The 26,370-nt window shown below is 50.5% G+C and carries 23 protein-coding genes and 1 pseudogene; 4 read left to right on the top strand and 20 right to left on the bottom strand.

Going from position 1 to position 26,370, the window contains the following annotated elements; all coding sequences use genetic code 11:
• Nucleotides 1-163 precede the first annotated feature (163 nt).
• The 9 genes from FHS19_RS07025 to FHS19_RS06985 all read right to left on the bottom strand — a co-directional run bounded on the left by FHS19_RS07025 (nucleotide 164) and on the right by FHS19_RS06985 (nucleotide 11,336).
• Nucleotides 164-1,615 (bottom strand): sensor histidine kinase, encoded by a 1,452-nt coding sequence (locus FHS19_RS07025; RefSeq protein WP_183580569.1) that lies wholly within the window; start codon nucleotides 1,613-1,615, stop codon nucleotides 164-166.
• Nucleotides 1,612-2,325 carry a response regulator transcription factor gene (locus FHS19_RS07020; RefSeq protein ID WP_183580566.1) on the bottom strand — a complete coding sequence of 238 codons (714 nt, stop codon included), beginning with the start codon at nucleotides 2,323-2,325 and terminating at the stop codon, nucleotides 1,612-1,614. The genes FHS19_RS07025 and FHS19_RS07020 overlap by 4 nt, the downstream gene beginning before the upstream one ends.
• A 93-nt stretch (nucleotides 2,326-2,418) precedes the next feature.
• Nucleotides 2,419-4,617 carry a M1 family metallopeptidase gene (locus FHS19_RS07015; RefSeq protein WP_183580563.1) on the bottom strand — a complete coding sequence of 733 codons (2,199 nt, stop codon included), beginning with the start codon at nucleotides 4,615-4,617 and terminating at the stop codon, nucleotides 2,419-2,421.
• Nucleotides 4,618-4,673: 56 nt separating this feature from the next.
• Nucleotides 4,674-5,042: a YxeA family protein gene (locus FHS19_RS07010; protein WP_183580559.1), complete on the bottom strand. Its 369-nt coding sequence runs from the start codon at nucleotides 5,040-5,042 to the stop codon at nucleotides 4,674-4,676.
• A 13-nt stretch (nucleotides 5,043-5,055) separates the two neighbouring features.
• Nucleotides 5,056-6,987: an FtsX-like permease family protein gene (locus FHS19_RS07005; protein WP_183580556.1), complete on the bottom strand. Its 1,932-nt coding sequence runs from the start codon at nucleotides 6,985-6,987 to the stop codon at nucleotides 5,056-5,058.
• Nucleotides 6,974-7,741 carry an ABC transporter ATP-binding protein gene (locus FHS19_RS07000; RefSeq protein WP_183580553.1) on the bottom strand — a complete coding sequence of 256 codons (768 nt, stop codon included), beginning with the start codon at nucleotides 7,739-7,741 and terminating at the stop codon, nucleotides 6,974-6,976. Before FHS19_RS07000 ends, FHS19_RS07005 begins: the two co-directional genes overlap by 14 nt.
• A gap of 240 nt (nucleotides 7,742-7,981) precedes the next feature.
• Nucleotides 7,982-9,205: a cytochrome P450 family protein gene (locus tag FHS19_RS06995; protein ID WP_183580550.1), complete on the bottom strand. Its 1,224-nt coding sequence runs from the start codon at nucleotides 9,203-9,205 to the stop codon at nucleotides 7,982-7,984.
• An 18-nt stretch (nucleotides 9,206-9,223) separates the two neighbouring features.
• On the bottom strand, nucleotides 9,224-9,841 hold the full coding sequence (locus FHS19_RS06990; protein WP_246426444.1) for a TetR/AcrR family transcriptional regulator: 618 nt from the start codon (nucleotides 9,839-9,841) through the stop codon (nucleotides 9,224-9,226).
• Nucleotides 9,842-10,484: 643 nt separating this feature from the next.
• Complete coding sequence (locus tag FHS19_RS06985; protein WP_183580547.1) at nucleotides 10,485-11,336, bottom strand: hypothetical protein; 852 nt, start codon at nucleotides 11,334-11,336, stop codon at nucleotides 10,485-10,487.
• A gap of 244 nt (nucleotides 11,337-11,580) precedes the next feature.
• On the opposite strand from FHS19_RS06985, the gene FHS19_RS06980 reads away from it, so the two are divergent.
• On the top strand, nucleotides 11,581-12,009 hold the full coding sequence (locus tag FHS19_RS06980; protein ID WP_183580544.1) for a hypothetical protein: 429 nt from the start codon (nucleotides 11,581-11,583) through the stop codon (nucleotides 12,007-12,009).
• 194 nt (nucleotides 12,010-12,203) lie between these two features.
• Here FHS19_RS06980 and FHS19_RS06975 read toward each other — a convergent pair whose 3' ends face one another.
• The 5 genes from FHS19_RS06975 to FHS19_RS06955 all read right to left on the bottom strand — a co-directional run bounded on the left by FHS19_RS06975 (nucleotide 12,204) and on the right by FHS19_RS06955 (nucleotide 17,107).
• Nucleotides 12,204-12,683, bottom strand: a complete 480-nt coding sequence (locus FHS19_RS06975) for a GNAT family N-acetyltransferase (RefSeq protein WP_183580541.1) — start codon at nucleotides 12,681-12,683, stop codon at nucleotides 12,204-12,206.
• Between the two features lie 74 nt (nucleotides 12,684-12,757).
• Complete coding sequence (locus FHS19_RS06970) at nucleotides 12,758-13,174, bottom strand: NUDIX hydrolase (protein WP_183580538.1); 417 nt, start codon at nucleotides 13,172-13,174, stop codon at nucleotides 12,758-12,760.
• A gap of 74 nt (nucleotides 13,175-13,248) precedes the next feature.
• The gene (helD, locus tag FHS19_RS06965; RefSeq protein ID WP_183580535.1) at nucleotides 13,249-15,594 is read right to left on the bottom strand and encodes an RNA polymerase recycling motor HelD; all 2,346 of its coding nucleotides are present in this window, start codon (nucleotides 15,592-15,594) and stop codon (nucleotides 13,249-13,251) included.
• 384 nt (nucleotides 15,595-15,978) lie between these two features.
• Entirely contained in the window at nucleotides 15,979-16,761 is a 783-nt protein-coding gene (locus FHS19_RS06960) for an NAD-dependent epimerase/dehydratase family protein (RefSeq protein ID WP_183580532.1), read from the bottom strand.
• A gap of 34 nt (nucleotides 16,762-16,795) precedes the next feature.
• Nucleotides 16,796-17,107, bottom strand: a complete 312-nt coding sequence (locus FHS19_RS06955) for a GNAT family N-acetyltransferase (protein ID WP_183581484.1) — start codon at nucleotides 17,105-17,107, stop codon at nucleotides 16,796-16,798.
• A 184-nt stretch (nucleotides 17,108-17,291) separates the two neighbouring features.
• Here FHS19_RS06955 and FHS19_RS06950 point away from each other — a divergent pair, with 184 nt between their 5' ends.
• Complete coding sequence (locus tag FHS19_RS06950; RefSeq protein WP_183580529.1) at nucleotides 17,292-18,701, top strand: amino acid permease; 1,410 nt, start codon at nucleotides 17,292-17,294, stop codon at nucleotides 18,699-18,701.
• Between the two features lie 84 nt (nucleotides 18,702-18,785).
• Here the strand turns inward: FHS19_RS06950 and FHS19_RS06945 are convergent, their stop codons facing one another.
• Nucleotides 18,786-19,232: a hypothetical protein gene (locus tag FHS19_RS06945; RefSeq protein ID WP_246426442.1), complete on the bottom strand. Its 447-nt coding sequence runs from the start codon at nucleotides 19,230-19,232 to the stop codon at nucleotides 18,786-18,788.
• A 418-nt stretch (nucleotides 19,233-19,650) separates the two neighbouring features.
• On the opposite strand from FHS19_RS06945, the gene FHS19_RS06940 reads away from it, so the two are divergent.
• Both FHS19_RS06940 and FHS19_RS06935 read left to right on the top strand, forming a co-directional pair.
• Entirely contained in the window at nucleotides 19,651-21,129 is a 1,479-nt protein-coding gene (locus tag FHS19_RS06940; RefSeq protein ID WP_183580525.1) for a stalk domain-containing protein, read from the top strand.
• Between the two features lie 438 nt (nucleotides 21,130-21,567).
• On the top strand, nucleotides 21,568-22,161 hold the full coding sequence (locus FHS19_RS06935; RefSeq protein ID WP_183580522.1) for an NADPH-dependent FMN reductase: 594 nt from the start codon (nucleotides 21,568-21,570) through the stop codon (nucleotides 22,159-22,161).
• A gap of 93 nt (nucleotides 22,162-22,254) precedes the next feature.
• Here FHS19_RS06935 and FHS19_RS06930 read toward each other — a convergent pair whose 3' ends face one another.
• From FHS19_RS06930 to FHS19_RS06910, 5 genes and pseudogenes are all read right to left on the bottom strand, one after another.
• Complete coding sequence (locus FHS19_RS06930) at nucleotides 22,255-23,097, bottom strand: nucleotidyltransferase family protein (RefSeq protein WP_183580519.1); 843 nt, start codon at nucleotides 23,095-23,097, stop codon at nucleotides 22,255-22,257.
• A 113-nt stretch (nucleotides 23,098-23,210) separates the two neighbouring features.
• Nucleotides 23,211-24,029, bottom strand: a complete 819-nt coding sequence (gene nadE, locus FHS19_RS06925; protein ID WP_183580516.1) for an NAD(+) synthase — start codon at nucleotides 24,027-24,029, stop codon at nucleotides 23,211-23,213.
• A 15-nt stretch (nucleotides 24,030-24,044) separates the two neighbouring features.
• Nucleotides 24,045-24,659, bottom strand: a complete 615-nt coding sequence (nadD, locus tag FHS19_RS06920) for a nicotinate (nicotinamide) nucleotide adenylyltransferase (protein ID WP_183580513.1) — start codon at nucleotides 24,657-24,659, stop codon at nucleotides 24,045-24,047.
• Between the two features lie 10 nt (nucleotides 24,660-24,669).
• A pseudogene (locus FHS19_RS06915) lies at nucleotides 24,670-25,596 on the bottom strand (beta/alpha barrel domain-containing protein); the annotation flags it as partial.
• Nucleotides 25,556-26,332, bottom strand: a complete 777-nt coding sequence (locus FHS19_RS06910; protein ID WP_183580510.1) for an NUDIX domain-containing protein — start codon at nucleotides 26,330-26,332, stop codon at nucleotides 25,556-25,558. The gene FHS19_RS06910 and the pseudogene FHS19_RS06915, both read right to left, overlap by 41 nt.
• Between the last annotated feature and the right edge of the window lie 38 nt (nucleotides 26,333-26,370).

The following is a 26,370-nucleotide window of genomic DNA, read 5'->3' as shown; positions in this document are numbered from 1 at the left end:
ACAGGACAGGCAGCTTATCCGAATGACCGATGCCCGTCTCCCTCTGCAATACGCATCATCGGATATTCGCCTAGACTCGTCATCCATTCGGCCAAATTCAAACTCTACCTCCCATGGATCTTGACTCTTTATCATCGATCACAATGATATAGGAATCTTTATCTTATAAGATCTCATCGGATATGTGAACTTCTGGAAGCGGTTGAAGCCTGATTTCGATCCTCGTTCCTTGATCGAGCTCGCTGGTGACGCGGATCTCTCCTCCATGTGCCTCCACGATATCATGCGCAATGGCCATCCCCAGTCCCGAACCTTTATGCTTCTCGCCCGTATGGGTCCCACGGTAGTAGCGGTCAAAAATCCGTTCCAATTCTTCTTCCCGAATGCCCTTGCCGTGATCCTCAACGACAATGTTCACCGAATCCGCCGTTCTCTCAACCCCCACCTCAATGACCGTATCCTCTGCATTGTGAACCATCGCGTTGTATATCAAATTGCTGACGGCCCTGCGAATGAGGAGCTCGTCCACTTTAACCTGAATCGTCTCTTCGCTGTAGCTGAAATCGATGTTCCTGCCGCTGTAGTGGGGATCGTTCAGCACATCGATGACTACGCTGCGGGTCAGACTGACCAGATTGACGCTTTTCAGGTTGAGCGTGATGTTTTTGTTCTTAAGGCGGGTGGACAGGTTCAAATCCTCGATGACGTCTTTCAAGTAGTGAGATTTCTGTTCAATGATTTCCGCGTATTCCTGCATTTCTACGGTCGTGAACTCATAATCCTTGTCCCTCATCATTTCGGCGTATCCTTGGATTGAAGCCAGCGGCGTTTTGATATCATGCGTGATGTTCGCAATCCACTCTTCCCTCATGCGGTCCAGCTTTTTACGTTCGGCCTCGCTGGCCCTCAGCTCCTCGCTCAGCAGGTTGACATGATGGAACACGTCTTTGTAAACCCCTTTAGGCTCGTAATGAATCCCATATTTTTTATGCGCAAGCTGCTTGATCGCATTGATCAGCGTATGAAGCGGCCGGGTCAGCTTTTTGCTGAACAGGTAAGCGATGCACAGCGCAATAACACCGTCGACCACAATGACGGCCAAGCTTCCGATTTTGAAAAATCGAACCACAGAGCGAACATCATACGTTAATACGTTCCGCTCCAAATAAGTATTTTTAAAACCGATCAAATAGCTGTACCGCTGCTGTTTTCCCTGCTTTTCCCCGACAAAAACGGTCGACATGAGCTCCTTTTCGATATACTTGTAAGTCTGGACCATATCGATCGGCGTATATTTGGACTTTGCATCGGGGGGGACGTGGTAACCATAAACCTGCCTGCCGTTCTCATCTAAAATTTGAATCCAGGCCTGATTACGGTCCAGCAGTTCCTTCCCCTCGCCTGTAATTGTCATCCCCGAATCGGAGAGGATTATTTCTTTGCCGAACGACCGGGTAATCAAATCCGGATTGTTCTGTTCGGATTGAAAAGAATAATGGGGAAAGGCAAACTGGTTCAAATAAAGACCGGTCACAACCACGATATTCATGAAAATGACGATGACGACGATGAGAACGACGGATACCAGGTATCTTCCGGTCAGTCTCCATTTCATCGCTTTGCGCCCTCCAGCGCCAGCTTGTACCCCAGACCCTTTACGGTGACCAAATACTGCGGATTAGACGGGTCGTCTTCAATTTTTTCCCGGAGCCGTCGAATGTGAACCATGACGGTATTGTCGTACCCGAAGGTATCTTCACCCCACACCTGGTCATATAAGCTTTCTTTGCTGATGATTTGGTTCGGGTGCTTCAGCAAGTGGGTGAACAATCCCAGCTCTTTCGGCTTCAGCTCGATGATTTCCCCATTTTTCTTTAGTTCGATTTTTTGCTCGTCAAACACAAACGGGCCTGCTTGCACGACATGCTTTCTTTCCACATCATCAGAGGCAGTTTCCTGTCTGCGGAAGCGGGCTTTGATCCGGTAAGCCACTTCCTTTGGGCTAAAGGGTTTCGTAATGTAGTCGTCGCCTCCGATGGCAAATCCGAGTATTTTATCGATTTCCTCCGTCTTGGCCGATAGGAAGAAAATCGGTACGTTCGAAACGCTGCGGATTTGCCTGCAGACGTCATAGCCTTCTCCGTCCGGCAGCATAATATCCAGGATGACGACGTCAGGGCGCTTGTCCTGAAACTGTTCCCAACCCTCTTCCGCGGAAAAAGCGGCAAACACATGCTCGAAACCTTCCTTCAGAAGAACGGTTTTCAAAAGCTTGACGATATCTTCCTCATCATCGACGATCAGCACTTTCTGACTTTGCGGCATACGATCAGTACCTCCTTTCTTCATCATTTCCACCCTGACATCTACTATAACTCTATTTTCAAGCCGCTGTCCTCCTTTGAAACGCCGCCCGTCTCATTCTTGCTCAAAAAACTTAGCCATTGGATTGGCGATTTTCTGGTCGGAGATGATTTTACCTGCCTCATCCATGACGTAGTATTGATAGTAATTCGTGCTGAAGTTGAGGGCATTCAGCATCTGAGCAGGGTAAATCTTCATCGCCGGTTCGCTGAGCGCCTTTCCGTTCCAGAATAAGTGCAGCAGCAGACGGTTTTGGTTGTATGGATGCTTGATGATATAAGCGCCTGAAGCTGCTTTTTGTCCCATCAAGTTTGTCCAGTTCAGACCGATCGACTTGGCGTTTTGCATGATGCCGGGCTTGAGCGCCTGGATCAGGCTGTTCGACCCGGCGCTGCCGATGGCGATCATGTTGCTGGCGGCCAGCTCTTTCTCCATTTGCTTCTTGAGAACTTGACGCTCTGTAATGACATCGGCTTGTATTCCCATCAATTGCAGCGAACTTTGCAGCTGCTCAAGTATCGATTGCTCCTGCTTGTCTGACGTACCGTCTGCCCGGTCGCTCATCACGATCGTAAGGGGTTCGCCCTGAAGCGCCTTATCCACAATGCGGCTCATCGCTTCCTCCCTAAGATTAGGAATCTGGGACAGGGACGAGTGGTAGATGCTCTTGAACTGCCCATGCCAATACGCAGCTTCTTCCGCCTCGGACAGCCGGTATTCGGACTTTAATGTAAAATTCGGATCATGCAGCGCCCGGTCTATTTCCTGCCGTGCATCATTTCCGAGCGTATCCTGAATCGTCTGCAGCAGACCGTCGATGGTTGCGTTTTTATATTCATAGCGCTTGAAGTATTCCCTCATGAACCCATCGAATTTCTCCTCGCCCACCATGCGGTACAGCTGGTAGATTGCCTGACGTCCTTTTCCGTAAAAGACCGGATTCTCTACGTCTCCCGCATCTGCATTGGTTGAAGCGATCGGTTTGTCAATGGACGACAAGTCATCCATCTGGATCGATTGAAATCCACCAAGCACATCGCCTCGTTTTTCCGCAAAATACACTTTGGAGAAGTCGGCAAATCCTTCATCCAAAAACGACTCTGCCTCCGAATTGTTGCCGATTAAGCCGTGGAACCATTGATGGGCGATTTCATGGACGAATACATCATCATGCGCCGGATCGCTGTTCTGAGCGATTTGCCCCATTTGAATGACCCGGGAAAATTCGACAGCAACCCCCTCTACATAAGATTCCGCAATCCGGAATTCCGGATAAGGGTACTTGCCGTATTTTTCGTTAAAAAAACGTATCGCATCAAAAGCAGCGTCGATGTACTGATTCACGAGTTTTTTCTTGTCCGGCATATTATCGAAGTAATAATATTCAACCGTCAAGCCTTCGCGTGTCACGCTCTCCACCTTGTAATTCGGGCTGGCAAAAAAGACGAGCTCCCTGGTGTTATCCGCGATCGCGTTAACCGTTTTTCTACCCGGTTCCCCTGCAGCCTCCTGCGTCGTTATCGTCCCTGGCATTAGGATTTGGTAGGATGCGGGAACATTTAAATGTACTTCAAAATCCGAGGCGTCGTAATAATCGGATTCGAAGGTTTTGCTGTACGGCGCGTTGTCCCATTGATGCTTGCTTTCGTCATAGACCGATGCCGCCGGGAACCAATGCGCACCGTTTACGATATCTTTGTAATACGACAGACGCTGCATCCCATACGGGATCTTGACGTCAAAGCCGATTTGGACCGTCACCGACTCGCCAGGTTTCAAACCCTGCTTCAACTGAACGGTTAACGCTTGATTACTATTCGAGAAATCCGCGGTTTGCCCGTTAACTCCAGCGCTCCGGATGTCGATCCCGCCCAGAAAGTCCTCTGGCTTCTTCTGCGGATTTTCCTTCCGGATCTCCTCATTATTGCGTTCAAACGTCGACGTTTGGGTCGCTTTGGACCGGTTCGCGTCGGCAAATGTGTGGAATACGATCTCCTGCAGCGTATCCTTGGACAGGTTCCGGTAGGTGACCAATTCGCTTCCCTGAATATGCATCGATTTTTCGTCAAGCCGCGCGTCGATCTGATACTTCACCGGAGCATGAACCTGTGCGGATGCAGCGGATAAGAGCGTTGGCACCGCCGGGGCGGCCAGCACATGGGAATAGCCTGCTATGGGACAAGCTGCCAGCGTCAAAGCCAGCGAATAAGTCAGCGCTTTCTGGGATACGCTTTTTAACGTTGTACGATACATTGGATTCTCTCCTCTATTATGTGTTTTATTGAATAAAACGTGGTTACGCAGAAGGGTTAATTCCGCGCATCGCTCAGCTTCTGCTTCGCCCCTTCCGGCAGCTTATCGGCCTTCACTTCTTGATAGGAACTGACCATATCTCCTTTGACATAAATCCGCAAATAAGCATCCCTACGCAGTTCCTTCTGTGCTGTAAAAGTCAGAGCTTTTTCTTTCCCGCTTGGATCAAAGCCATCCAAGGTATATTCGTAATAGACATACTTCTGCCCGTTGTCCGATTTGTCTTCCACTTTCTTTCCGTCCTCGTTAATCTGTACATAATACTGCTGCGTGCCGAGACGGTTTACATTCACGTTTTGGATGAATACGACGAATCCGACCAGTACGATCAAAATGACCGCTATTGCGATAAGCCCTTTTTTCATTTCAATCCACTCCTCACTTTACATTCGTAACGATTTTGTAGTAGCTGTTGACGGTCAGGAAATAATAAACGAGATAAATGCCAATATAAATGCCCATGCAGCTGACCACGGGAACGACCAGGCTGGTCATCATCAGGTTCGATAAAGCCGATAAGGCCACGGCGCAGTGGGCGATGCCTGCGGCAAGGGGCAGCGCAAATACAAACAGCACCTGCTTGGCGACCGATTTGCGGATTTCGCTTTTTTTGACGCCGATTTTATGCAAAATCAAATACCGGGCTTTGTCGCTGCTGGCTTCCGTAAGCTGCTTGAAGTAAATGATGCTGCCCGTCGCCGCCAGGAACACGAGCCCAAGGAATCCGCCCATAAAGATCATCAGTCCGGTTGACTCCATTCCCCGCGCATAATCACTATAGAAGCTTGCCAGGCCGGCGGTCTCCGGCAGAATGGTTTCCAACTGTTTGGTCAGTTCCTTGGCCTTGTCCTGATGCGTGATCTCGTATGCTTGGGCGGTCATGGTTTTGGCCTTGGGCTGAAGCGCCGCGAATAAATCGTCGCTGACGACCAAGGTGGAATAGACGGTCCCGAGGTTCAGTACGTTGTATGTTTTCAATGCGGTAAAATGGATCTTTTCATGGATTCCCTTCCCAGTGAGTAGAATCGTGGATCCCTCATAGGCCGGCGAAATACCCTTCATATACCCAGGCTCCAGGACGGCTGCATCGCTGCCTTGAAGGCTGAACACGTCGTTTCGTCCTTGAAGCTTGGCCAGCTTGTTGAAGGTGTGGTTCGATATCACTGTAAAGGTCTGCTCATTGGAGCCGGTTGTTTGTCCGAGTCCTGTAATATCGGCATCCACTTCAAGCAAAGGAACGGACTCATGGTAGATCACTTTGTGACCCGATGCTTGTTCGATAGCCTGATTCGCTTTGTTCACTGCCGCTTTGTCCCCTCCGATAAACATGTAGCTGTTCGGGTTCGCCAGCGCCACATTAATCCGGTTGTTATAATACAAGCTGTAAGCCGTGCCGACCGCCGTCAGCGTCGTTGCGCTAAGCACGGCGATGATCGTCAGCGTACGTGCATTTCCTTTCATCCGGTACAAAAGCTGGGAAGTTCCGATCAGGTTCAGTCCCCGCCAATAGCTTCTTTTCCGTTTGCGGGCCAGCTTCAGCAGCGTAACGGTCAACGTGTTAAAGAGCAGATACGTGCCGAGAATAACCGAAACCAGAATAACCAGCGGCGTCACCAGCACGCCAATCGTCTTCCAAGCCTCTGACGTCAGCATGTTTTGCAGCGCGAGCCAGTAGCCGAATCCAACAAGCAAGACGGATAGTAGCGCAATCCACACCGATGACCGTGGTTCCTTCTCCCGCTCCTGGTCTGCACGGAACAGCTCGATCAGCTTGAACCGATAAATCAAGCGGTAGCCTTGAACCGAAGTAATCAGCGTAATGATTAAAAACACAGTAATCGTATTGAGGATGGCTGCCGGGGAAATGCCAAAGTCCGGCATGGCATCGTAACCCATCACGTTCATCAGAAGCATGACAAATAATCGGCTGAGCACGGTTCCGAGCGCAATGCCGACCAGCAGCGCCAAAACGCCCATCAGGAAATTTTCATAAAAGAGCATCCGGCCGATCTGCTTTTTACGGACACCAAGCAGTGAATACAGCCCGACCTCCTTTTTGCGCTTGCGCGTGAAAAACGAATTCGAATACCAGATAAAGATAGCGACGAAAATAATCAGAACGACGGCCGCTCCACTGAACGCCGAGCTGATTTTCGGCGACCCGTCCGATGCCGATTGAATGGTATGGTCGTACTTCAACGACACAAACGTAAAATAGATGACGATGCTGAATATCATCGAGGCAAAATATAGAAAGTAATTTTTGAAGTTATTCCGGATGTTTTTCCCGGCGATTTTAAACAGCGTCATGTTCCTCACCTCCAAGCGTAGCCAGAACCTCGAGTATCTGACCAAAAAACTGCTTTCGCGATAGATCACCCTTACGGAGTTCCATGAACAGCCGGCCGTCGTTGATGAAAATCACCCGCTTGCAGTAGCTCGCCGCATTCGCATCATGCGTCACCATCATAATGGTGGACCGGTTGGCCTGATTGAGCGCGCTCAGGCTCTCCAACAGGCGGGTCGCGGATTTCGAATCCAGCGCGCCGGTCGGCTCATCCGCCAAAATCAGGCTCGGATTGGCCACGATCGCCCGCGAGGCTGCCGCCCGCTGCTTTTGTCCGCCCGAAATATGATATGGGTATTTGTCCAGAATTTCGCGGATCCCAAACGTGTCGGCAATCTCTTGAACCCTCTGTTCGATTTCGGCCGCCGGTACTTTGGACAGAGCCAACGGAAGCAGGATGTTTTCCTTGACCGTGAGCGTATCGAGCAGATTATAATCCTGAAAAATAAAGCCGAGTTTATTGCGGCGGAAATCGGACAGCTTCTCCTCATTCATGGTCACGATGTTGTGCCCGTCGATGATGATTTCTCCGGAGGTCGGTGTATCAATCGTCGAAAATATATTCAGCAGTGTGGATTTTCCCGCACCGGAGGGTCCCATGATGCCGACAAATTCGCCCTCTTCGATACTGAGGTTGATATTGTTCAGTGCGGTATATTGGTTTCCTTTGGTGCCAAAGGTTTTATTGACGTTCTTAGCTTGCAGTATCGTTTTCATGAGGTATCTCCTTCAGTTGTGTTATGTTCGTTCCTTATCGCTTACATGATTTATGTTAAATCCCGAACCTTTCAGCATGTTAATCCCAACCTTACAGGAACCTTAAATTGATAAAAGGGCGCAAAAAATAAAACTCGCCTGTTTCCAGACGAGCGGCTCAATCATATGGAGGTTAATGGTGATAAAAAGAAAAAGCCCGCTATTGCGGACTATTTTCTCTTACATAGATATGAAACAGCTTTAGAAGCTGACGGGAAGGCTCACCAACGATCGGAGCGTGCTGTAGTGATACGCCAGGTCTTCCGGTTTAACGTCAAGACGCAGGTTGGGAAAGCGCCGTAACAACGAGCCGAACGCGATTTGTCCCTCCATGCGGGCAAGAGGCGCCCCCAAGCAAAGATGGATTCCTCTGCCAAATGCCAAATGATCGGTCTCTTGTCTTGTGATATCCAGCCGCTCCGGCGCGTCAAATCGGCTTGCATCCATATCCGCTCCGGCCAGTGACACCACAACCATTTCGCCTTTTCGAATTTGTGTGCCGTGGAGCTCGATATCTTCGTCCGCGATCCGGCTCGTAATCATGACCGGACCCGCGTACCGCAGCAGTTCTTCCACCGCCGCCGGCAAGAGAGCCGGATTCTCTCGAAGCAGCTGCATTTGTTCTGGATGCTGAAGCAGAGCCAGGGTTCCGTTAACGATCAGATTCACGGTCGTTTCATGTCCTGCCGTAATGAGCAGCCAAATGGTGGAGAGCAGCTCGTTCTCGTTAAGTTTATCTCCCTCGTCATAAGCCTGAAGCAAACCGCTGATGACATCGCTACCGGGGCGAGCTCTCTTTTCAGAAATCAAAGATTGAATGTAGTCGATAAACTCCTGAAGGGCTTCCTGAACCTTATTGGCTTGGCCGGGGTTCAGCGCGGATTCGGCCAGCTTGTGGGTCCACTCGCGAAAACGAGCCTGATGATGGCCAGGGATTCCCAGCATCTCCGAGATCACGATGATCGGCAGCGGATAAGCAAATTCAGATATGAGTTCCATCCTGCCCCGGCTGGCCACCTTATCCAGCAGCTCGTCGGCGATCTGTTGGATTCGCGGGCGGAGATCCTCAATCATTCGGGGCGTAAACGCTTTGGAAACCAAACGCCGTAGACGGGTGTGGTCGGGTGGGTCCACCGTGAGCATATTGGGCATACTTTTGAACCATTCGAGCAATTCATTGACCGAGCTGTTCTCAGGTGAAGATTGTTGCTGTGAAGCGTACTTTCGCCGGTCCGAGAGGAACCGGGGATCTTTCAAAATCGCTGAGACATCCTCATACCGAAAAGCTACCCAAGCTTTACCCACGCCAAAAAAGTCTTCAATCCGGTAAAGCCCTTCTTGACGATAGGCCAGCTTTTGATAGAACGCGTTGAAATCACGCATCGTTTCCGGTGCCACTAAATCATTGCTTGTGATGTCTTTCACGGCCGCTCACCTCTTCACTTAATTTTCCATACCGTATCGGATCATGTCGCAAAAAGCTTCCAATTCCTCCATTAAGCTGTGGGTATAGGCTTCGCTAATATGGCTCATACCGGTCGACTCTTTCAGAAACTTCGTTTCGAAATGTCTGGTTACAGCCATGACGAGCTCGAATGCATACGTTCGATTTACGCCCTCGCGGAGGGGAACCTTGTCAAAAAGCTGTGCGAACATCGCATTACGTGCTTCGCTCACTTGACCGTATTTATCCTCGACTTCCTCCTTCAAGCCATCAGGTGTAGCATAAAATGCCTCATATACTAACTTCCATTCATCAGGGTGCTCCCGAAAATAGTCGAGCTTCGTACGGCTTAACTGAATGATGGCTGTAAAAAAATCGGTGTGTTCCGTCCACTCATCGTAATGGATGCCGGTTCGGACCTTCTCAAAGCAGTGGTCAACTAAGCTAAGATACAGTTTCTTCTTGCTCGTGAAATGATGAAAGATCAAAGCTTTGGAAATACCGGCAGCATCCGCCAACATTTCCGTTGAAGTGTTCTTATAACCGTTGCGGGCAAACACGGTTAAGCAGGCTTGCAAAATCTTATCCCGTTCGTAAAGCTGTATCGGCAGGCTCATCACCTCGTTTCGAATTTGCTGACCAATTGGTTAGTAAAATCATATATCATGCTGATCAATCGGTCAATATAAATGACAAAAAAATCCACCTGCGGCGCAGAAGGATTTATTTTTAGTACAGCTTCCTAATCTCCTCCCCCGCCACAGGAACTGCAAGACGATGAACTGCAGGATGAAGAACTGCATGAGGACGAGCTGCAGGAAGAATCGCTGGATGAACTGCAGGAAGAATTACCGGAATCATCGCCGCTAGAGCTATCGCAGTCCGGAGATGGGCCTGAATCATCCTCCCCTGGATTAGTCGAAGGATCGCTGTCTGAAGGATTCCAATCGCCTGACGAATTGTCATCCTGCCAAGGATCCGTGTCCATGGCCGTCAAAAACAGAATGGAGCTGAATGGATCTACGATCGCCCCGTTCTCCTCAGTGCGGCGAATGCCGGTCGATGGACCCCGGCCGCTTCTGAGAGGCAAAGGCCGGCTTGCTCTCCGTGTGCCGGGCGCTGCTGATTTGACGTCACGATAATGTTTTCTGATCAAGCCGGTGATGTCCAGTTGAACGGCTTCTTGGCTTATTCGCATCAACTTGCTTTCGGCTTTCAATTGGTCGGCAGCGACGTTTGCGGACGTTACGTTAACAAAGACTACTTGCTATGCACAGTCTGAATCTTCCGGAACCCTTTCCAGATCCAGCCTATAATCACGGGTACCAAAAACAACGAAACAAATCCGGCAGCGATGAGAACCCCGGTTTGCGTTTCCTTTTCGCTGGAGAGCATTTCCTCTACACTGCTTCCTATCAAAATCATACGCTGATCTTCTTCCTCGCCGGGCAAATGAATGGGCTCCAAATGTCCGTTAGCGGCCCGGCCGATTACCGTGATCCTTTCGCCAGGCATAAGCGCATGATAACCGTAGGCCGTTTCCTTAGGGCTCTCCACAAGCAGCGGGCGGGAAGTTCCCCCCTCATGGATAAACGCAATCTGGTCCGGTTCCACAGTTTCGTAATCAAGCGGCAGCCAGTCCGAGTAGAATTTGAAACGCTCACTTTCCACTTTAACACCTTGAATGCTTAAATTCCCCCATACTGGCGGGACGGCGTCTTCATTCCACATGTAGTTACATCCGCTTTTGCTGCAGTGCCAATTAAACTTTTCCTTTTGAAGCAGCAGGTAACGCTGCCGTAACTTGCCTTCATCCGCTGCAGCGGCCTCTCCTTCAGCGATTCCTTCTATCCGGACGATTCCGTTCGTGTCTGCCGTCAGCTGCTGGACCGGAACCGCATGGGAGATTAATGAGGCCAACCTGGCCGAGTCCCAATACAGCAGCAATAAGCCGGCTAATACGAAAAAGCCTAGAAATTTTAATAAACCCAGCCAAAAACGGGAAGCCCGGCTTCCGGCCGTTTTCCCCTTCCGCTTGGATTTACCTCTGCGATTGCCTTGATGACACTTTGTGCTGCGGTGCTTTTGTGGAGTTGTCGAATTCCTGGCCACAACTGTTCCCCCTGTGAGCTCAAAAAAATTGTCATTGTAACATTACGGAGCCGTGCTAGATTGGGTTTCAGCAGCACACCTGTGTGCCTATCATTCGCCCACTTTTCCTGTTCCTGATATTCAGGCTTGCAATTTGCAGGATCTTCCATTACCTTTTTGTATGATACTGGCGTGTGCAGCATCTGCTTGCAGGAGTCGGGTTCGATAAATCCGGATATGATCGAATGACGGAAGGTTGATGCCCATGAACGAGTTGGGAGCTCTGGTTTCTCCTCCAACAAGGGTTTGGTACCAAAAGAAAAGAAACATCCTGCGGATCGCCCTGCTGATACTATGCCTGGGAGAACTGATTGCTGCCGGGGTGAAGTATGAAGGCCATGTCCGCCAATTTTTGTGGCGGGGAATCGCCGGATACAGCGCGGCATTAATCTTTTTCAGCTATCTTTTTACATACGTGGTGCTTCGGTTCGGCAAACGGCAACCCTTTACGCGTAAAGCAGACTTGTTATTCGATATAATTATGATCTACTTCTCGTTATTCCCTTTAATTATGCTGGGAAGAGTAACAGTGGATATCGTTCAGGGCCCGGTCGTCAAAATCGTTCACGTCGTCGAAATATGGGATCCTAGACGTGGCGGGGACCGCATACGAACGGCGGATGGAAAGGAATAGAAGCTCGGGTACAGGCAAATTGTCATGGGGAGTGGCGGCACATACCGAATCCAGGCTCTGGAATATTCGGGTATGATTCTGGCGGCCGAGGCGCAGGATTGAAAGAGGATTCGATAGACAGGAAGAAAAGCCCGCTTCACAGCGGGCTTTTGCTATGTGCTCTGTCATCGGCCTCTTCTCTCAATCGTTTGAACTCACTGCAAATTTATTTTCATTTGTACGGTGATGATTTTGCGGCCGTCATCTAGCTTTGAAATTTTCAGATCAAAAGGCCTGAAGGAATGCTTATGGTAGAATGCGAGCCCTCTTGAATTCGCGTGTTGACAGGAGAGGAAGAGCTCCCTCACCCCATAGTTCTCCTTAGCCTTATCCATCATAGCATGCAATAAAAACTCACCGGCTCCTCGCCCTCTGTGATTTGGTGAAACAATGACATTGCCAAGCCAACAAGTATGACCGTTATTATTGTATAAATTAGCATAAGCAGCAATTTGACCGGATTCTTCTTCAATAACGACGGTTGGTTCAAAGCGGTTCATAAGTGAATGCAATATCTGTTCTGGTGTTAGCGGAAATATAAAACTTGGACCTACAAAAAGCAGCTCCTGTTGAGTTTGCGGAAACCCGCAAATATCTGTCAAATCCACCTTAGATAATGCTCTGTGAGTATACATGTGCTTCGCTCCTAAAGAGGCGTTGAGGGGGGAATTGCGATAAAAGATCTTCCGCCCGTGCATTGACAAATGAATTAAACCAATTCGGGAAGAGTAAAGATGCCGTGCTTCTGAAAGTCGCTGATAATCGCCTCAGGCAAATATTGAACGAGCTCCGACTTCGTGGCCCATCTATACTCGTCGTGCTCATGCGATAGGATTACGTGCGGTTCGTCCGACCTGCACAAATAAGATAAAAGTACGAATTGCCTGCCCGGATCCGTAAAAAACGTCGTTGCAAACAGCAATCGATCGATACTTGCATGAATCCCCGCTTCTTCTTTAATTTCACGAATCAAGGCGGTTTCCAAATCCTCGCCAAATTCCAGATTCCCCCCGGCCGTTTCCCAGCCTCCCGCGCCCACATCATCTGAACCGGAACGTCTGAGGATCAGGATACGGCCTTGATGGATGATTACAGCTTTTAAAACGACAATGATCTTACCCGTCATGGTATGGTCCTCCCATTATGCAGCGTTTTCCATTGAGTTAGACGATACATGAAACAGGGTTGGTTTTCAATTCATCAAATCGATTCTTCCGTAATCCATGCAGCGGCCCCTTGAACAAAACGGTTCGGCTCACCGATGCTGTACAGCTGCAGCTCATGCATGGCCCGGGTACAGGCGGTATAGAACACTCGACGCAAGCTCTCTTCTCCGTATTCTTCGTCTGAAGCGTCATAGACGATCACAGCATCGAATTCGATTCCTTTGGCCAAATATACCGGAATGACGACGGTACCCTGTTTGTATTCGATCGAACCGCTGGTGATGAGCTTGATGTCCTCCAGATCGTGAAGGGATTCAAATACGGATGCGCTTTGGGCTGCGGATTTGCAAATAATCGCAACGGTCCGGTGTCCCTGTTCCCGGAATTGTTTTACTTTTTGCCGAATGGACTGATGTAATTGATCCGCGTCGGCAGCTCTCGTGAGTACAGGGCGGCTTCCGTTCCGGTCAAAAGGAATGATCTCTTCCCCGCTGGGGATAATCGCACGTGTAAATTCGACGATCGGTCTGGTGGACCGGTAGCTTCGGTTCAAGATCATGGCATCGGTTTGTTCCTCTCCGTACAATTCGGACAGCATGCCGAAATCATCCGTACCGTCGGCGTGGGCGAAGACAGCCTGGTTGAAGTCGCCAAGCACCGTCATTTTAGCCGCCGGAAAAAGCCTTTTAATAAATTCGAATTGAAACGGCGAATAATCCTGCGCCTCATCCACGAGGACATGCCGGATCGAAACATTCGTCTGAAAGCCTTCAATCAGCTCTTTTAAAAGCAGATAAGGTGTCGCGTCCTCGTATAAGAGCTTCTCTTCGTCCAGCAGCTGGGACGTCATTTCGCCGATCCCGTTCCATTCCGGTGGGAGTTCTGCTCCTTCAACCTCGCCGGCGGCCGGCTGGGAAACCAACATCTGCTTATAGATGGCCGGCATATCGATAAAGCCCATATCTTTAATTTGTTGCCGGATACGCTTGAATTTTTTGCTGACGATTCGGCGCGCGAGCTCTTTGCGGACAAGTTCGAGATCCACATCCTCCTCCGATTCCTCCGATAGCCCGTGTTTTTTTCGGAGATGCGCATAAGCTTGCTGGTATTCATCGTTGCTGACCAGCTCAATGGCGTCCTGCACCCAAGGTTTTCTCCGCTCGGTCTTCTCCGCTTCCTTGACCAGCTCCTTCAGCCACTCCGACAACTTTTCCAGTCTGTTTGCAAAACGAAGCGTCGTATGCTCACGGTAAAATCTTTCCGTGATTTGCTCGGCGGAAACGAGCGTTTTGCCTTTGAAGGAAATATCCCTGAATACCATTCCGGATTGTTCCAGCGCTTGGCGGCAGGATTGAATCCTATCAAAAAAAGCCTTTGTCGCCTTAAAGCGGATTCCCGCCATTCGAACCCGGTAGTTCGGGTCTTCCGAAGCCGTAAGGACGTATTCCAGCTGGGTGTAAGGATCTTCGACGTCGAAGGAGCCGCTCAGCCGGTGGTTCAGATACTCCTGAAACGTGACCTGCTGCATGTTCTCTTCCCCAAGCTCAGGCAGAACACTCGAGACATAACTCTTGAACATGGCGTTCGGTGAAAATAGAAGCATTTGGTCCGCAGTCAAGCGGTTCCGGTATTTATACAGCAAATAAGCGATCCGCTGCAGAGCGGCCGACGTCTTGCCGCTACCGGCTGCGCCCTGAACAATAAGCAGGCGTGCGCTGTCATGGCGGATAATCCGGTTCTGCTCCTGCTGAATCGTCGCCACGATGCTTCGCATGTGCGTGTCTGCAGATTGGCCGAGCACCTGCTGTAGAATCTCGTCACCGATGGTGAGCCGGGTATCAAACATCGACTGGATAACTCCGCTGCGGATGATATACTGCCATTTTTGCTCCAGCGTGCCGTGGATCGGCCCGCCGGGCGTGATATATTCAGCCGGACCCGGCGTGCAGTCGTAATACATGCTTGAGACCGGAGCTCTCCAGTCATAAATCAGAAACTTCTCCCCGGTGGCGTCCGTGAGCGACGAAACGCCGATATACACGCGCTCTGTCTCGCCCATTCCCTCTTCGGTAAAATCTATCCGCCCGAAATACGGCACATCCTGCATGCGCTGAAGCTGGGACAGCCGCTTGGCGGACTGGCGGTGGCTCCCCTGGCTTAAAGAGAGGACCTCGGACTGCTGCCGCAAGCTGATAATCGTTTCAAGAAAATCGTCAAAGTTGTCCGTGTTCACTGTGACGTCTTCCCAGAAATGCTTCCGGATGTCCACGACTTCTTGACGGCGGCGGGCCGTTGACTCCTCATATGCGTCGATCTGATCTTGAATGATGCCGATCACTTGATTCACCCGCTGCTGCTCCTGCGGAAATTCTTGACTCATTAAGCAACTCTCCTTTACATAACTAATCGTGAGTACGCGAAAAATGGGGGTTGACGGAGCCGATTCTTTAGTGTAAGATATAATTAGGAAATACTGATTAATTGCACGAATTAACACATGACGCATATTTTAATTTATCATGTTGCATTCTTTTTGGCAACTTTATTTTTGTTTACTTTCTAACTCCGCCTATTAACGGGAAGCACCTCCCTAAGGCGGAGTTTTTTACATTGCCATACGCAAACGTGATGTAACATGCTGTGTTACACCGGTAGAAATATAAACGTTAAAGGAGTTACACCGCCTGCAGACGGCATAACTCCTTTTCATTTGATCGCGATTCCCCGCTTATTCGGCTGAGTTCATCACTACAATTCCCTATACCTATTCCTTCTTTACCCCTGGACCACCTTGGTATACCCCTTCTTCCTGCTTGATGTCGTCTTCGTCCAGCCCCTGCCGTGCCAGAACGTCCGCCGCGTTATCCTTGGGCACATAACCGATTTTTTCGCGCAGGTAACCGATATCATAATAATTGTCGTCATTCGCTGAGGTCCCGTACAACGTTAAAAAATGTAGGGCTGGATCTGCCTCAATGCAGCATTCGGCCAATTGCACCATATCGCGCCGGGAGATCCAAATATGCGCGGTGCGGTCCGAGTGCGGACGGTCGTCACCCGGAAAATTACCGATCCGGATGTTCATGGAGGACACTCCGTACTTATCGGAATAATAACGGCCCAGTAGCTCGATATAGCTTTTGCTGAGCCCATAAAAGCTGTCGGGCCGATGATTCTCAGGCTTAATATGCTCTCCTACTTTATAAAAACCGGTGGCATGATTAGAACTCGCGAAGATGACCCTTGATACGCCGCCCTTACGGGCGCCTTCATAAATGTGATAAGCACCTGTCACGTTAATGGGAAGCACCTTACCGAGGAAATCGTCTTCGTCTTTAGCCCAGCCAAAATGAAGCACCGTATCAACACCCTCCAGCGCTTTCGCTACAGCCTCTCCATCCGTGATGTCCAGCTTGCCGACTTCATGCTCCGGATCAGGACGAATATCCGTCGCGATCACTTCATATTTTCCTGTCGACCGGAGTCCATCCGCAACACAGCTTCCGATCCGTCCGGCTGCACCGGTAACCAGTATTTTTCGTTTCACAGCTCCCACCTCTTTTCAATATGTTCGATCAGCGTTATTCTTGCTGCCACACATCCTTATAGTCTTTATGCCGCTTGAATTGAACATGGGCAAATGAGCATGCAGGGATAATCTTCTTGCCTTCCTTCCGGGCCATATCCACCACCGCTTTGACCAGTTCATCCCCGATCCGCTGTCCTCGCAGCTCTTCGGACACATACGTATGATCAATGACGATTGTCCGGTCGTCTACGGGCTGGAAAGTAATTTCCGCCACCGCCCGATCATCCTCCACCATCACAAACCCTTGACCCGCTTCACGGATTTCTCTCATTATTCCCACGCTCCTTGTGCAGAATTGTTCCATCGTTCTATCTTCTTTATTCTTCCCCGCCGAATGGACAAGCGAAACCTGCAGATGCCTTAACAGCATAAAATCGGCTCCCCTGAAATTTACTCTGGTGCTTTACCAGAAGAAAGTGTATGATTAATACTTGTCAGTGTTTTTTCAACAAGTCGATGCATTATTCAATCAAAAGGAGTTTAACATCATGACCAGACACAAATTGGGATTCTGGATTTTGACCGCTCTCGTCGTGGGGAATATGGTCGGTTCCGGAATTTTTATGCTGCCCCGCTCGCTGTCCGAAGCGGCCAGCCCTATGGGCGTCATCCTGGCCTGGCTGGCGACAGGGCTCGGGGTTCTTATGCTGGCCCTTGTCTTCGGAAGCCTGGCTGTCCGTAAACCGGAGCTGAGCGGCGGGCCGCAAATTTATGCGAAGGAGCTGTTCCGGGAAGGCTCACACGGCTCTCGCCTGGCCGGCTTCATGTCCACATGGGGATACTGGGTAGGCAATATAGCCGGATTTGTGGCGGTCATTACGACCTTCGCCAGTTACCTTTCCACTCTTTTTCCGGTGCTGACCAGTGATAAGGTGTGGCTCGATACCGGATTATTAACGTTAAAGGCAGGCAATGTGCTGACATTTATCGTCTGCTCGCTTCTTCTGTGGGGCACGCACGCCATATGCATGAAAGGCATGAACGGTGCGGGCCGATTAAATTTTATCGCGACGGCAACCAAAGTGGTTGGCTTTGCCTTGTTTATTATCATTGCTTTATTCGCTTTTCAAAAAAGTAACATCGGTCCGTTTCTGGCTCCTCGTTCCGATGACAATGGCGAAACGCTCAGCCTGCTGTCCCAGGTCAATGCGGCCGCCGTTGGGACGCTATGGGCTTTTATCGGCGTCGAATCCGCCATGGTCTTTGCCGCCCGCGCCCGCCGCAAGCAGGACATCCGCCGTGCTACCATTGCCGGTCTGCTCATCTCCATCGTTCTGTATGTGGGCATCAGCATCCTGACGATGGGACTGCTGACGCAGGACCAGTTGATGGCTTCCCAGAATCCGCTCGTGGACGGCATCACCGCCGTGGTCGGCCCGATCGGCGGCAAACTGCTCGCTGCGCTCGGCTTGATCAGCCTGCTCGGATCGACGATCGGCTGGGTGCTGCTGAGCGCCGAGGTGCCGTTTCAGGCCGCCAAGCGGGGCGTCTTTCTGCCTTCCTTTTCCAAAGAGAACCGAAAGGGCATGCCGAAGACGTCGCTTTGGATCTCGAACGCGGTCGGTCAGGTGTTGCTGCTGTCGACGATCTCCGGCTCGATCTCGGCGGCATTCGATTTTATCATCTATATTGCCACACTTGCATATCTGGTCCCTTATTTGATTGCTTCTCTCTATCATATTAAGCTGATTTGGACCGGAGAAACCTTTACGGCTCGCAAAGAACGGGTAACCGAGGGCATTATCGCGGGTCTTGCCGCATTGTATTCGCTTTGGGTCATCATCGCGGGAACGGCGGATTTGAAAACCTTCCTGCTTGGAATTGCATTGATCGTCAGCGGCATTCTGTTTTACCCGCTGCTGTTCAGGAAAGGCAAGGTACGCGGCACATCAAACTGATCATTACTGTATGAGCACAAAAAGGCGGCCATCTTGGATGGGCGCCTTTTTCATAGCATTCCGTTGCGACAACGGCTTCTATTACTACGGCTTACCGATATACAGCTTACCGTTCGCAAAAATCGCCGAATATCCGAGCTTGTACAGCTCGAAATACGGGGCCAGCGGATCTCCTTCAAGCCCGTAGCGGGGCCATTGAAGGTAGTACGAAATCCAATAGTCACAGGCAATGGAATAATAAGCCTCGCTCAACATTTGAACGGGTTCCTGATCATCCGTATGTTCACTCACCAGCTCAAACAACGATTCGTGTACGACGGGATCGTACTCCTGCCGGATTTTATCGATTTCGCCGCCGGATACGATGAAGACCTCAGAGACCGTTCCGAGATACGTCGATGCCTCTACCGCTTCCTCCAGCTCGGCATGATCGTCCATCAGCTGTTTCAAATCGAGGAGATGCCTATTGCCGAGATCCCTGAGCTCTTCTTCGGATACATGATCAGATGTTCCGTTAAAATACCCAGGCATCGATTCCCCTTGAAAGTCCTGCGGATCCAGCATTTCATAGATCGGGAGGATGCGTTGTAAAAAGATTCAACCTCATCCAGGGGCGCGAACGTGGCTTCCACCCCTTTTCCGCTGGGCATATAGATTTAAAAATAGCCGTAAAACATCTCCTCTTCAATAGGCCCTGTCGAATCTTCAGCCTCTTCTTCATCCATCAATCCAAGCACGTATTTTCCATACTCCTGCTGATCGATCATATCCACCTCCTGTCTGCTAGATTCTGCTAAATAGAATTATGAAACGTAGGGATCCGCCGGGGCAACGATTGGCCGGACATGAATCTTTTCCGATAAAGATTACGCTTGGATTAACGCAACTTCCCGTATTATGCGAGCGTCTTGATTAGTAGATTCATGAAAAAAGAGCACGGAGGATGATCATGAAATATTCCCGCTTTATGCAAGGCGTACTGCTATCTGCAGTAATTGTGGCGGAGGTATCACCCCAAACGCTTTCGGCTGCACCCACTCAACCGGGAGATCGCATGGATGCTGCAGCACGGTTATCAGCTTCCAGCACCGCTGCTATGGGAACGGCTTTCGTTCAGGTGGCAGCCGGGAATTATTATTCGGTCGGATTAAGGGCAGACGGCTCGGTATGGACCTGGGGAAGAAACTTAATGGGCGAACTCGGGATTCCCGATACCACAGCGGTTTCCAGCATGGCGGCACCTATACGGCTCAGCACACTGCCACCATTGAACTCGATAGCTACCGACGGGTATGGTTACCAATTGGGCGTAACACGCGACGGTACGGTATGGGAATGGGGATCACGGCCGGGCTACGTCCGGGAAACCCAGGTTCCGAGAGTACTCCCGGGTTTATCCGGAATCTCGCAAGTAACGACATTGCAAAAGTACAGCTTTGGTCTCGGAAGCGATGGATCCGTTAAAGCGTGGATGAGAGATCAGAAGAGCGGCGATTCGGGCCAGCCGATTTCAGTTAAGGGCTTGAAAAATATCGTCCAGCTGCAGTCAGCATCCGATTATATCTGTGCGCTGGATTCCGCCGGATCTGTCTGGAGGTTTACGGTGAACACCTCAGAGAATCAGCTTCACCTCTCCGTACCGGTCCGAATACAGGGTTTGCCGGCATTGAAGCAAATTTCCACGCAGCATGCCTATGACGCTTATGGAGTAGACAGTTCCGGCAAGGTTTGGAAATGGTCGTCTATCCAAGCTTCTTCCGGCACAGAAAAGCTGTATGTAAAGCCAGTGAGCATTCAGCCGTCCCTTCAGGTTCAAAATGTGTATGCTTCCATCGGTTATATGTTGCTGGTGAGCCGGCAAGGCGAAGTGTGGATGTACGACGGCAAACCGGGCAGATCAGCCGTTAAAATAAAAGGACTGCAGCGGATCGTATCGGCAGCAGCCGGGGATACCCACCGTTTGGCCGTTGATGCCAAAGGTCAGGTATACGGCTGGGGGGCGAACAATTGGAACGAGGTTGGTGTCCCGCGGAATGCGGGTGACGGCATGGAATACGCACCGGTTCCCATTCAACGGCCGATCACCATTCGTATCAACGGCAGCCTGCTTCCCGCCTCCTTCCCGGCAATCAACAAGAATAACTCGATCAGCGTGCCTGTAAAAAGCATAGCGAAAGAGTTCGGAGGCTCACTCGAGGCCTCTACAACTCAGGAAGGGACCACTTACAGGCTTCAATACGGCCAAACTACGGTGACTTTCCGTACCGGCTCAGCCGAAGCTGCCATACAGGGGCGGTCCATGGCATTGTCCGGCCCGGTAAGTATGATCAACGGCGCCGTCATGGTGCCGGCCTCCCTGTTCAAGCAGCTGGGATGCCAGGTCGATTGGAATCCCCATCTTGCCGAGCTGAGCATTCAAGGCAAGTAACAGGCTGTTGATGCGACAAAAGCACACGCCGCTTAATGCGGTGTGTGCTTTTGTTTATAGCGTAAGTGCGAACGTTTTTTCAACTGTTGTTCTTCAATCCATCCGGGAACGTCCGTCCCTCTCCCATATGCCGTAGTCAACCGATGCCACGGAACGTCCAGCATTTTTATATCGTCTGTAGCCCTCATCGTATAATCTCACCTTTCGCTCTCTATCTTGCGTCATGCCGCTGATTTACTTCCACGCCGCAGCCGACGCTTCCTTCCTCAGCTGGTCCATCTCATCGTTGGCATCTAAATTACTTAAATAAAGTTTTTATGTTGACAACATTAAATTTAAAAAATATAATAACTTACGTAAAGTAACTTACTGATGAATTCAGACTGCAGTCGGTTCATAATCAAAATACACATCATAGATGGTTCAGGTGGTGCAAAGATGTCGTTTTTCAAAAAAATATTTGGCACAGCAGCCAAGGAGGAAGTTACAATGAGCAAATTGAACATCGGAATTATTTTGGGAAGCACGCGTCAAGGCCGGGTAAGCCCGCAAGTGGGACAATGGATCAAAGAGATTGCAGAAAAGCGCGGTGACGCTAACTACGAAATCGTGGATATCAGCGATTATCAGCTGCCTTTCCTCGGAACGACAGACGGTTCCGAACCTGGCATCGCCGCCTGGAACCAAAAGCTCGGAGAACTGGACGGCTTTGTGTTCATCGTTCAGGAATACAACCACAGCATTACCGGCGCGCTGAAGAATGCGATTGATTTCGCCCGTGAAGCGTGGAACAACAAGGCAGCAGGTATTGTGAGCTACGGATCCACCGGCGGCGCGCGCGCAGCTGAACATCTCCGCGGTATCCTGGGAGAACTTTTGGTTGCCGATGTTCGCGTTCATCCAACGCTGTCTCTGTTCACCGATTTTGAAAACGGATCGGTCTTTAAACCGCAAGCCCTTCATCTGGACAATGTCAATGCGATGCTGGATCAAGTCGTAGCTTGGAGCGGAGCCCTCAAGACTTTAAGATAATGGTGTAGTCAATCCAAATAAATGCAAAAAAGCTGCCGATTAACCCGGCAGCTTTTTTATATTCTCTTTCATGCTTACTATTACCCACCTGCTTCAATCCCCTGCTGTGACCAGCCGCTTGGTTTCCTGTACCAGCTTGCGCAGAATATCAAGCGCCTCCTGTAACCGTTCGGCATCTGCCGATACCAAGGTAAACATTTGCTGGATCCGCTCTGCATAGGCTGGCGGCACGATATCGAAAGCGTCGGCGATGGCTGTCGCTCCCTTTTCGTTCATGCAATACTGATGATTTATGGCGAACAGCACCTGGTTCAAGCAGGATACCGCCCTGAAGCAGCATCCGCTCACATAAGAGGTGTCTTTCTTGGCAACCCCTTTCATCCCGATGTCAAGCGAAAATTCGGCTTCCCACAAAAACTTGCCGATGACCGCTTGCCGATACACAGCTGGGAAAGGCGCCGTTGTAGACTTCAGCGGGGTAAAAATGTCAGCAGGATCCCATAGCACTTGGCACAACGCGGCTTCCGCCATGTAAATGGCGTTAATAAAGCCGTGAGGATGGCCTGGCTGATAATCAATCGTGACGTTTCCCTTGAGGCATTCATCCATCACCATGGAGACTTTACGGATATCGCGGTACAAAAAATCAACCGGAGTTTGTTCGACTTGCAGCCAGCCCCCGCCGTTGATCCAAGGTCCCCATCCGCCAATCTCCGTGATCAGGTCCTTTCGGCCTTCATCATCGAGGGCAGCAGCGATTCGACGGAGTTCTTTGACGTCCAATCCTTCCCTTGAATCATAATAGATACCGATATCGATATCGGATCCGGGATGATGCGTTCCCCTGGCTCTGGAACCGCCAAGTACGATGGCCTTAACCCCACTCACCTGACTAAGATCTTGTGTAATTCGATGGATTATGGACTGGATATCCATGCCGGCTCACCTCACTCGACTCCATACATTTTATTATAGCAGCCGCACAAACCGGATTTACGGTAGAAAACTTTTTAAACGTGAAAAGCACCGGCTAAAGCCGGCGCTTGGCCTTATTTCCACCATTCATCAAAAGGGGTTACAGGCAGCTCACGTTTATGCTGCGAACGATCGTAACGCTGCTCGATCTTGAGCTGCTCCTGTGGATCAACCTGCTGACCGGTCAAATACTGGTCGATCACTTCATATTCCATGCCCAGCTCGGTTTCATCCGGCTGCTGCGGCTTGTTGTCCAGCAAATCGGCCGTAGGCGTCTTCAGATACAACCGCGCTTCGGCGCCCAAAGCTTTAAGCAGCTGGCGGCCCTGCTCTTTGGTCAGCCCGGTCAGCGGCAGAATATCCGCTCCCCCGTCGCCGAATTTCGTGAAAAACCCGGTGAGCGCTTCGGCGGCATGGTCCGTCCCGATCACCAAACACTGGCGCTCACCAGCAATGGCGTACTGGGCGATCATCCGCATTCTCGCTTTGACGTTTCCTTTATGGTAATCGGGAAGCCCGGTTCCGGTTGATTCAGAATACGTAAGGGCGAAAGCGTTGACGGCATTCATGATGTTGAAATCATAGCTCTCGTCAGGCTTGATAAAATCCAGCGCCTTCTGCGCATCGTCCTCATCCTGCTGAATGCCGAAAGGGAGCCGCACCGCGTAGAATTTCGCCTCATATCCTTCCTTACGCAGCTCCTGGACCGCAAGCTGGGCAAGACGTCCGGCCAGGGTCGAGTCCTGTCCGCCGCTGATGCCGAGCACAAACCCTTTGGCCCCTGCCTTTTTGCAGTAATCCTTGAGGAAACCGATTCGTCTGCGAATTTCCTCTTCCGGCTTAATCTCAGGCTTCACGTTAAGTTCTTGAATAATTTGTTGTTGGTTTTTCATATAAATGACTCCCTTCTATCGGTACAGTTGATGTTGGCACATATAAGCATAGCAGTTGTCGGGAACCAAATAACGCGGCTCTCCGCCTCGTTTGAATTCATCCCTGATGTACGTCGAGCTGATTTCCATCGCGAGCCCTTTGTCGATCAGATGGAACGTTTGTCCGTCGTCGGCGTTACGCAGGATCGGCGATTTGCTGATGGCCGCCAGCATGTTGATTCCGTCCCGGGCCATCACGATAAACTTGTTTTCCTGAATGAGCTCCTCGGATTTCTTCCATTTCCCTTCCCCGATATCAAGCAGCAGGTCCGCTCCCATGATAAAGTAAATGTCGTCGTCCGGGAAAGCCTCCTTGTAATGCTTCAGCGTCAGATAGGTGGCAATTTCCCATCCTGCTTGCTTCATCTCGTATTCGTCCGCGACAAATTTATCATTGCCATCGATCGCAAGTTGAATCATGTTCCACCGATGCTCGTCGCTGGCACGCAGCGATTTATCCGGCCTTTTGCTTGAACAGGGCAGGAAGATCACCCGGTCCAGCCGGCAGCGGTGGGCCACGGTGCTGGCCGTCCACAGATGCACGTTGGTAATGGGATCGAACGAGGATCCGTATATTCCGATTTTCGCCATGTTCTCCTCCTTAAGGCTGCAGCTGCCGCTGTATGTCCCGCTGAATTTCGTCGATCAGCCTCATTTTGTTATCCCAGCATGCCTGGCTCAGGTTCACCGGATACTCAGCCGGATTCAGGATCCGCTGATATTCCTCCCACAGCACCTGAAGGTTGTCACGCGCAAACGCCCTGATACCCTTCAAGTCTGGCAGTTCATACACCAGACCGCCCCTGTCCAAAACCAGATGATGGAGTTCCCTGGCCTCAAAATCGGTCACGAATTTGGCAATATACGTATGCACCGGATGGAACATTTTGAGACCCGTCTCCTTCTGTGGTTCTTCATCCTCCAGCGCAATATAATCGCCTTCCGATTTGCCGTTGTTCCGGTTGATGATGCGATAAACCCGTTTTCTGCCCGGAGTTGTAATCTTCTCTGGATCGAGCTGATCTTGATGGTGTCGACCATTTCACCAGTTTCATTCTCAATGGCAATCAGCTTGTAAACGGCTCCCAGTGCGGGCTGATCGTAAGCGGTAATGAGTTTGGTTCCGACACCCCACACATCGATAAGCGCTGATCGTTTGTTCATCCAGATCGTTGGAAGCATATATTCGGGCTTGCGGAAATCCGGCATCGTCGAGCATTTTTCTGGCCTCTTTAGATAAATAAGCCAGATCGCCGCTATCCAAACGTATGCCTTTAAAGGTGATCCGATCACCGTACGCTTTGGCCGCCTTAATTGCGTTCGGTACCCCGGACTTTAGCGTGTCATACGTATCGACTAGGAAAACGCAGTCCCGGTGGGACTCTGCATACGTACAGAAAGCGGTATACTCATCCCTGTAAGCCTGAACCATCGCATGGGCATGCGTTCCTGCAGTCGGAATGCCGAACAGTTTCCGTAAAGTGGATTTACTTCTTGCTGTGATATATGGAGCTACTGATATCCACATCCACAAAGCGATACAGCTGCGTCGGTTTCTTCGACGTTCGGCTCGTCTTCTTGCCGGCCACCTCCTGGATAAACGGGAGGGACTTGATCTTTCTAGCAAATGCCGCATCCAGAGCAATCGCCGAATCGTTCGTTACGGTGAGCAGTACGCTCTGAAGCTCCGAATAGGTGAACTCCTCAAGCAAAAAATCCTTGGCGGCCGTCGTCTCCAGCAGCTTCCGCCGGATGACGGCGATGGCGTCCTTAATGATGACTTCATGGTCAAACGCCAAGTCCAGAGACAGGACATCGTTGACCGGAAACAGCTCGACCTCGATCGCGTCATCATTGGCTGCTCTCTGGGACAGATGGCGCTCGGGTACGATCGCGTAATGCGCATTCGATATGATCCAGCCCCGCGGGTCCCGGCCCGGCGTGTCGTATACGCCAAAATGCTCCAGATGAATATGCTCGACCCCAGTCTCTTCTTTCAGCTCCCGCTGCGCTGTTTGAAACGCGGAATCCGTTGCTTCGACAAAGCCTCCCGGCAGCGCCCATTTTCCAGCTTCGATATTGGGACGGCCTTCACTGTCCGTCATGCTCCGTTTAATGAGCATAATTTGCAGCTCCATGACCGGCGGTTTAAATGCTTCCGTCTTCTCCGAACGGATGGTAAAGACCGCGATGTCGGACGTATAGCCGTCAGGTGTGCGGTATTTTCGGACATCGTATTGCTGAAGTGCGTGTTCGTTGGACATATTTGATAGCGCCTTTCCTGTATCGATTCACAATTAAC

Source organism: Paenibacillus rhizosphaerae (genome assembly GCF_014192015.1).
Classification (GTDB): Bacteria; Bacillota; Bacilli; order Paenibacillales; family Paenibacillaceae; genus Paenibacillus_AQ; species Paenibacillus_AQ rhizosphaerae.
The sequence above is the reverse complement of the archived record's forward strand: the minus strand, read 5'-3'. Positions and strand labels throughout refer to the sequence as shown.